The following is a 6,994-nucleotide window of genomic DNA, read 5'->3' as shown; positions in this document are numbered from 1 at the left end:
ACTTCACTCCTACCTCCGGATCGTGGCTCAACCTCGTCGAGGTCTGGTTCGGGATCATCGAGAAACAGGCCATCCGCCGCGGCACGTTCGGCTCGGTCAAGGACCTCAACGCCAAGATCCGCGCCTTCATCGACGGCTGGAACGACCGCTGCCACCCCTTCGTCTGGACCAAGACCGCCGACGAGATCCTCAAGAAGGCCAACCGTCCGCAGACTTCAGAAACGCTCCACTAGTGCCGAAGGTTGTGAACCAGCGTGCTGCAGCGGCTCGTCGAAGCGCCTGAGAACAGCCGCCGGGCTGTTTGCCACGCGCGCGTGACCAATCGATGCCGGCGATGAAGGTCCGGGCGCGGGGGCACGTCGGGACTTTCGGCCTCTGTGCTCGCGGATGGAGGCGGCGCACGCTGGAACGATGATCGTCACCACCAGCCTGACAGCCAGCTCGCCGCGTGAACCCTGGTTCCGCCATCACCCGGGCGTGGCCCTTGCCGTCGCTGGTGCGCTCTACGTCTTGGTGTTGTTGCTCCGGGTGCTTGCCGGTCAGCCCGCTGACACCTATTCCATGCTCTTCGCCTTGCCAGTGGCCCTGATCGCCATCGCCTTCGGACTGCGCGCCGGTGTGGCAGGGGCGTTGGTCGCCGTGGCTCTGATCGTGGTTTGGATTGTGGTGAAGGATGTGACTCTCAGTCCTTCCGGATGGATGTCACGCGTCCTGCCGCTGCTGCTCCTCGGCGTCCTGCTCGGCGATGCGTCGGACCGGCTTCGCCGCTCTGAAGCGGAGAAGCGGCGTCTGGAATCCGCAGCGCTGTTGTATCGCCAGGCGATCGAGATCAATGACTCGATCGTGCAGGGCATGGCCGCGGCCCGATGGTCACTCGAGGCGGGCCGCGTGGATGCCGGTCTGCAGACCCTTGAACAGACGCTGACGGAGGCGCAAGAGCTGGTCTCCGGCTTGATCGGCAGGGCCGGCATGGGCGCCGGTGAAGCCACCGGCATCGCTCCGGTCGCCCCACTCAGCCCCGGCGCCGAAGGTGCAGGTCCTGCACGGTAGTGCCCTGTCACTTCGGCGCGTTGGTCAGCGTGAGCTGACGGCGGTGGAAGTCGTAGTGCTGGGTGGGGAAGTGGTAGACGTCGGCCAAGGTCATGTAGTCCTTGAAGAACGGATCCCACCGCGTGGGGTAGTGCATGCCGCGAGCCAGATCGGCCTCGGACTCGGCGTCGAGCCGCTGGTGCAGCTTGGCGACGACGTGGTCGAACATGACTACCATCCGCGCCGGGCTGACCGCGTGCCCGGCGGCGTACGAACCGAGGAAGTTCACCTGATCGAACGGTCGGGTCGCCGCGTTGAGTAGTCGAGCATAGGCACGACTCGCTCCTTGCGGCAGTCGACCGAACACCCGCACGAGCCGCAGCAGGGCGCGGATGATCAGATAGCCGAGCAGCATGTGGAACAGCAGTTGGCGGTTGTTCCAGCGAGTTCCGTTCGTTGCCCTCAGCAAATCGGCCCGATCGGCCGACTCGACCAACCGGCGAAAGTCCGCACGAGCCCGTTCAAGCTCCTCGTGCACCAGCTGCCGCTCCATGGTTCATATCAGCACTGGTCCGGCTGCAACACCAGATGCTGCTACCGGGCGGCGTTCTCGCGGGCGGCGACTCTGTCGCGCCAGCCTGGGGTGCGCAGGGACAGGTAGCACAGGCCGGCGACGGGGACGGGGATCCAGAATTGGAACAGGCGCCAGGACACGACGGCGAGTACGGCGATACCGCCAGGGACGCCGAGGCCGATGAGGCCCGGGATGAGGACGCCTTCGATGATGCCGAGTCCGCCAGGTGTCATGGGCAGGACCGCGAGCAGGCTCGCAATGCTGTAGGCAAGCAGCAAGGACGCGGGGTTCATCAGGTGCCCAAAGGCAATCAGGAAGAACCAGAGAGCTGCGGCGTCGAGCAGCCAGTTGAGTGTGGCCCAGGTCAGGAAGGATCTGCGGACCTCGCGGTCCGACAGCAGGTCACGCAGCTGCCTCGCGATCTCGCGAGCCCGGGGTCGCCAGCGTCGGGGGAGCCGGCGGAGCGCGAAATTGAGGACAGTTGCCGCACCCGCAGCCATCCCTGAACGCTTCTGGGTGGCAACGACGCCGCAGGCGGCGAGGACGGCGCCGATGAGCCAGATGATCAGGTACGGCGCGGTCGGTCCGGAGAACAGCAGGTTGGGAATGAGGGCAACCCAGAGGATCGCCGCAAGCGCCACCGCACACCCGACGCCCTGGACTGCGATTGCCGCCGCGACATCGGTCGGCGTCGCGCCACCGGAGACCAAGAGCCGATAGCGGAGCGCCGTCGTCGTCGCCCCGCCGCCCGGCACGATGTGCCCGATGCCATAGCCGGTCAGATCGCTGCGTACGATCCAGCCGAAGCCTGCTGGTCTCGACCTCAGAACGCTGCGGGTACTCAGCGAGTAGCTCACCAGACTGATCGCCTCGAACGCGATTCCGGCGGCTACCCACCATGGATCGACGTGTCGCAGCAGGCGAAGTGATTGCTCGGTGCCGGCCATTCTGGGCAGTACGACGTAGTCGACGACGGCGATCAGGACCAGCAGGCCGACCGCGCTGCGGCCCCAGGCGAGCGCCATCGTCCCAGTCCGCCGGGTCGCCGTGCGCCGCTGGGATCCGGAAGTTGTCGACTTACTTGCCTGCGGCAAGAGATGAGCCATTGCCGGCTGCTTCGGCTCGCGCTGTCTGCAGGGTGGTGGCGATTTCACGGGACCAGGTGCGGATCTTGTTCCAGTCCCGGGTGTCGCCGATCAGGTGTTCGAGGTCAGCCCGGCGGGACAGGCGTGCGGTGATCGCATCGGCCTGGAGTTCACCGGCAAAGGTCTTGACCGGTGCGGCCTGGATGAGACGTGCCAGCCGAGCGACGTCGGCCGGGAGGGGCTGGTCGTGATTCTTGCTCGGACCGATCGGGCCGCTGTGGAAGAGCCAGACCGGCCGATTGCGGAGTTGCCGCTCGTGGTGGCGGAGGAAGCGAACGACCTCGGGGCGCCAGCGGGCCTGGTAGATCGCGCTGCCGACGATCACGGCGTCGTACTCGCTGACGGCCAGGACGGCGCCGATCTCGTGGACGTCGACCTGGTGGCCGGCGGCCCGGAGCTCGGAACCAATGACTGCCGCGATGGTCGCGGTCGCGCCCATCTTGGTGCCGTAGGCAATGAGTACCTTCTTGGACATCACACATCTCCTTCCTTCAGCACGCGGACAGGTCCACGTGCCACTCGCCATGCGAGTCGAGGTCCGCCGCGAACCAGATGCCGCCGATGGTTCCGTCGCGGTGGGGTTCGGTTCCTTCGTGCTGCCACACGATCTTGGGCGCCTTGGTGAGCACCGTTCCACTGCGGCTTTCGCATCCGCCGTTCGCGCTCTCGATGTAGAGGATGAGCAGCGCGGCACCAGGCGTATGCACGGTCGGCGACGGAGCTGGCGATCGAGGCGTCGTCTTACTGGTGACGGTCTTGGTCGGTACGATCGGCGCTGCTGGACCGGCCGTGTCGTCGTGCGCGCGGGTGATGACCGCGATCGTTCCGATGACGAGCGCGACCGTGAGGACCGCCACAACCGCGAGTACCACGCGCCCACGACTGTGCCCGGGGGACCTTTGTGGTCCGGAAGACGGACTACTCATAGTTTCATCGTGGTTCCAGTGAAGCTCCCGTTTCAGGGCCGTCGGACCCGGGCGAGAGGGTCACAAGGTCCGTCCACTGGAGTTCAGGTTCAGGCGTCCATCGGCCTTAAAGGTGGAGTGCGGTTGCGAGGAATGCGGTGACTCGCTGTTCCCACTCGCCCGGATGGGTTCGCAGAGCATCGGTGTGTCCTGTGTCGGGGACGATCCACAAGTCGACGCTGCCGGTGGCCCCGGACTGGATGTAGCGGTCTGCGTTTCCTTCGTCGGCGCGGTCGCCGGCGGCGATGAGCAGTACCCTTCGTGGGGCGGTCGCAGCCACCGCATCGCGCAATGCCGGCGGTTGATCGGCCGCCGTGAGGACGTCGGTGATGCCGTAGGTCAGCCGGTCCAGACCCTCTTGGAGGGTGCCGCGCCAGCCGAACTCGTCGGACAGCCACTCCCGATCGGAGGTTGCTCGGTGGGTCGCGCCCTCGGCGACGACAGCACGGATCCTCCGGTCACCTGCCGCTGCGCCGATCGCTTCCTCGCCGCCCATCGACAACCCGACCGCCGCGATCAGCTCGTCATCGACGTCCGGCCGGGTCTGAAGGAACGACACGGCCGCGGCGACGTCTTCGTCGCCGTACCAGCCGAAGTCCATGGCGCGTCCGCCGCTGCGACCGTGACCGCGCGCGTCCAGGAGCAGTACGCCGTACCCGTGATGTGCCAAGACGACAGCGTGATCGAGCAGGCTCGAGCGGGTCGAGCCCGCCCCATGGAGCAGGACAACGGCCGCGTGGTTTCGGGACGGGATGTACCAGCAGGCGAGCGCGACCCCGTCAGCCGTCGGGAACCTGACTTCGGTAGAGGCCAGGCCGCGATCTGCCGGAGTGGCCGAGCCGACGGTCGTCGGCGGCACGTTGGTCGCCGCAACCGCCTGTCCGATCGACAGCACTGAGGCGGCCACCGCGGCGAGCAGGACAGGCACCACCAGGATGCGGCGCCAGCTCCGCGCGACGCGCACCAGTCCCACGCCGCCGAGAGCGAGCAATACCAGCCCTGCTGCAAATCCAGCCATACCCAGGATCGTGACGGGATGGAGGCCGGCCTTCGCCAGGTACGGCGGGCCGAGGCCGATCCCGACTCCGAGCACGAGACATCCGGCACTGAACACCAGGATCGCTCGGACGATCTGCAGACGGGGTTCGCCTCGTCCCATGTCGCGTCACCTCCGCCGTCGATTCCTCGCGACCAGAATGGGTCGCAGCCCGGTCGCCACAAAGAGCCCGAGTGCCGGTGACCTGAGCGAGCAACCCGCCGGTCGATGGACCTCCTCCGAGTCAGCGGTCAGGTTCGGTCGGCTGGTCGCCTTTGGGCTCGGCCGGTGCTTTGTCGCGGTCGCGGCGCTCCTTGTAGAGCTCGACTCCGAGGTGGCGCACGATGGCCTGCCCGGAGGACGTCGATCCGGTCGTCCGCCGGCTGGCCACGGTGCGCTGCGCATCGCGCTGTGTACGGGCTTTGTCGATGTCGGTCATGGCCGGCTCCTCTCTCGCAGTTCCAGCACACGCCGGCCCGCGATCGAGCGACAGAGCAGAAATTCCCGGTGAGGTGGACCGGACGGCCCTGGTGTGGATCCCGGCGTGCTCGGAAGATGGTGCTGAGGCGTTCATCGATCGGAGGGGTGACCATCATGGTCGCGAGCAGGCATTGGAGCGTCGAGATCTTCATCGACGAGCACGAGGACGAGCGGACCACGAACGCGGAGGCCCGGCTGAACACGAATGACCAGACGCAGCTCGTCGGCCGGGGTACCGCCCGCCGGAATCCGGGGGACACCGAGATCGCCGAGATCGGCGACGAGCTCGCGGTGGCGCGGGCCTTGTCGAGCCTGGCCCACGAGCTGCTCGACGCCGCCACGGCCGATATCGAGCAGATCACTCACGAGCACGTTCACCTCCGCCGCTGACCGCAGGTCTGGGCGACGGTCCACCTCGGCTGAACCACCAGCTGAGGTGGCCAGCCTCGCGCCGAGAGCTGACGCGCTCAGTCTGCGCTGAGGACGCTCAGGTTCTTTCCGATCACTCCGTCGACGCCGAGGCGACGGGCGTCGGCCAGCGCGTCCTTGGTGTCGACCGGCCAGGTGAGGACGCGCTCGGCGCCGTCCCGGAGCTCGGTGACGATCTCGGGGGTGAGGAGTCGCCGGTGGACGCAGGCGCCGTACGCCGGTCGTCCGCGGAGCCGGGACCGCAGTCGGCGGAGTCCGCGGCGGCTCCCGGCCGACAGTACAAGTCGCACGTTGGGCAGGTCGCGGAAGGCGGAGAGCATCCACCAGTGCTGTGTGCACACGGTGACCGTGCCGGCCGGCATGACCTCGGTCAGCGCTGTCGCGACGCGGGCGCCGAGGCGGGGATGGACACCCTTCAGGTCGAGCAGCAGACGGGGATCGCCGTCGACAGAGGCCAGCAGTTCGCGGATCTCGAGCGGTTGCACCTGAGCGCGGCGGACCAGTTCACCCCGATCCCACAGCCACCACGGACCAAGGCTCTTTCGGTGCCGGATCTCGAGGCGGCCCCGATAAGCGTGCACGTCCGCCTCGACCAGGTCGGCGCCGAGATCGAGGGCCGACCGGAGCGTTTCGAGGTTGTTGCCCGCGCGGTGCGCGACGATGAGCTCCCGAGTCACGGCGCCGTAGCTTGTGGCTCGGTGAACCAGCCACGCCAGCGCAGGAACAGGCAGCTGCCACCCAGCAGGAGAGCTGGAATCCAGTAGAGCAAGGCGGTGAGTGCGACAGCGCCGAAGGCGGCCGTCCAGGAGACCCCGATCGACGCGAGGCCGGCGACCAGGGCGCCATCGCGTGGACTCGCACCGTGCACTCCGGGCAGCGCGCCGGCGATCTGGCTCGCCCCGAAGACCGCGACCAGTTGGAGCGGCGGCACGGATCCGCCGACGGCGTCGATGGACCCGACCAGCAGACCGAGGATCGTGGCCTGGTACCCGATCGACAGGAGCACGCCGAGCGCGAACACCTTGGCCGACGGCCACGGCCAGCGACCGGCCAGGAGTGGACGCCGGCGCCGTACGACGAGCGCGCCGGCGAGAACCGCGGCAGCGGCACCGAGGGCGATCGCCAGCACGGTCCAGGGCAGTGTCACGCCGGTCACCACCACCGCGGCGACGAGTCCGACGGCACCGATGAAACGGTCCAGCGCAACCTCGGCGACCGCACTGGACCGCCGTACTCCGATTTTGTCCAGCCGATGAATACGCCACAGATCCGCCCCGGCATGCCACGGTGAGATCAGGCCGAGGATCTCACTCTCCGCATAGGCGCGCAGATGCCA

The 6,994-nt window shown here is 67.7% G+C and carries 10 protein-coding genes and 1 pseudogene; 3 read left to right on the top strand and 8 right to left on the bottom strand.

The window, feature by feature from the left end:
* A pseudogene (locus AB0E63_RS45945) lies at nucleotides 1-233 on the top strand (IS630 family transposase); the annotation flags it as partial.
* A gap of 178 nt (nucleotides 234-411) precedes the next feature.
* Complete coding sequence (locus AB0E63_RS45940; RefSeq protein WP_360381085.1) at nucleotides 412-1,050, top strand: hypothetical protein; 639 nt, start codon at nucleotides 412-414, stop codon at nucleotides 1,048-1,050.
* A gap of 7 nt (nucleotides 1,051-1,057) precedes the next feature.
* Here the strand turns inward: AB0E63_RS45940 and AB0E63_RS45935 are convergent, their stop codons facing one another.
* The 6 genes from AB0E63_RS45935 to AB0E63_RS45910 all read right to left on the bottom strand — a co-directional run bounded on the left by AB0E63_RS45935 (nucleotide 1,058) and on the right by AB0E63_RS45910 (nucleotide 5,188).
* Nucleotides 1,058-1,582, bottom strand: a complete 525-nt coding sequence (locus AB0E63_RS45935) for a DinB family protein (RefSeq protein WP_360381082.1) — start codon at nucleotides 1,580-1,582, stop codon at nucleotides 1,058-1,060.
* 41 nt (nucleotides 1,583-1,623) lie between these two features.
* On the bottom strand, nucleotides 1,624-2,709 hold the full coding sequence (locus AB0E63_RS45930; RefSeq protein ID WP_360381079.1) for a YbhN family protein: 1,086 nt from the start codon (nucleotides 2,707-2,709) through the stop codon (nucleotides 1,624-1,626).
* Entirely contained in the window at nucleotides 2,681-3,223 is a 543-nt protein-coding gene (locus AB0E63_RS45925; RefSeq protein ID WP_360381076.1) for a flavodoxin domain-containing protein, read from the bottom strand. Before AB0E63_RS45925 ends, AB0E63_RS45930 begins: the two co-directional genes overlap by 29 nt.
* A 16-nt stretch (nucleotides 3,224-3,239) precedes the next feature.
* A complete protein-coding gene (locus AB0E63_RS45920; protein WP_360381073.1) occupies nucleotides 3,240-3,620 on the bottom strand; it encodes a hypothetical protein in 381 nt (126 codons plus the stop codon).
* 160 nt (nucleotides 3,621-3,780) lie between these two features.
* Nucleotides 3,781-4,872 carry an alpha/beta fold hydrolase gene (locus AB0E63_RS45915; protein WP_360381070.1) on the bottom strand — a complete coding sequence of 364 codons (1,092 nt, stop codon included), beginning with the start codon at nucleotides 4,870-4,872 and terminating at the stop codon, nucleotides 3,781-3,783.
* A gap of 121 nt (nucleotides 4,873-4,993) precedes the next feature.
* On the bottom strand, nucleotides 4,994-5,188 hold the full coding sequence (locus AB0E63_RS45910; RefSeq protein WP_360381067.1) for a hypothetical protein: 195 nt from the start codon (nucleotides 5,186-5,188) through the stop codon (nucleotides 4,994-4,996).
* Between the two features lie 155 nt (nucleotides 5,189-5,343).
* On the opposite strand from AB0E63_RS45910, the gene AB0E63_RS45905 reads away from it, so the two are divergent.
* Nucleotides 5,344-5,619 (top strand): DUF1876 domain-containing protein, encoded by a 276-nt coding sequence (locus AB0E63_RS45905; RefSeq protein ID WP_360381065.1) that lies wholly within the window; start codon nucleotides 5,344-5,346, stop codon nucleotides 5,617-5,619.
* 77 nt (nucleotides 5,620-5,696) lie between these two features.
* On the opposite strand, the gene AB0E63_RS45900 is transcribed toward AB0E63_RS45905, so the two are convergent.
* Together AB0E63_RS45900 and AB0E63_RS45895 are read right to left on the bottom strand one after the other, a co-directional pair.
* Entirely contained in the window at nucleotides 5,697-6,335 is a 639-nt protein-coding gene (locus AB0E63_RS45900; RefSeq protein WP_360381062.1) for a glycerophosphodiester phosphodiesterase, read from the bottom strand.
* Nucleotides 6,332-6,994: hypothetical protein (locus AB0E63_RS45895; protein WP_360381059.1), on the bottom strand; the 663-nt coding region annotated here is incomplete at its 5' end. The genes AB0E63_RS45900 and AB0E63_RS45895, both read right to left, overlap by 4 nt.

Source organism: Kribbella sp. NPDC026596, from assembly GCF_040638415.1.
Taxonomy (GTDB): Bacteria; Actinomycetota; Actinomycetes; order Propionibacteriales; family Kribbellaceae; genus Kribbella.
The sequence above is the reverse complement of the archived record's forward strand: the minus strand, read 5'-3'. Positions and strand labels throughout refer to the sequence as shown.

Coding starts and splice junctions, on each gene's coding strand:
- AB0E63_RS45940 (WP_360381085.1), top strand. CDS start 412: ATGATCGTCACCACCAGCCTGACAGCCAGCTCGCCGCGTGAACCCTGG.
- AB0E63_RS45935 (WP_360381082.1), bottom strand. CDS start 1,582: ATGGAGCGGCAGCTGGTGCACGAGGAGCTTGAACGGGCTCGTGCGGAC.
- AB0E63_RS45930 (WP_360381079.1), bottom strand. CDS start 2,709: ATGGCTCATCTCTTGCCGCAGGCAAGTAAGTCGACAACTTCCGGATCC.
- AB0E63_RS45925 (WP_360381076.1), bottom strand. CDS start 3,223: ATGTCCAAGAAGGTACTCATTGCCTACGGCACCAAGATGGGCGCGACC.
- AB0E63_RS45915 (WP_360381070.1), bottom strand. CDS start 4,872: ATGGGACGAGGCGAACCCCGTCTGCAGATCGTCCGAGCGATCCTGGTG.
- AB0E63_RS45910 (WP_360381067.1), bottom strand. CDS start 5,188: ATGACCGACATCGACAAAGCCCGTACACAGCGCGATGCGCAGCGCACC.
- AB0E63_RS45905 (WP_360381065.1), top strand. CDS start 5,344: ATGGTCGCGAGCAGGCATTGGAGCGTCGAGATCTTCATCGACGAGCAC.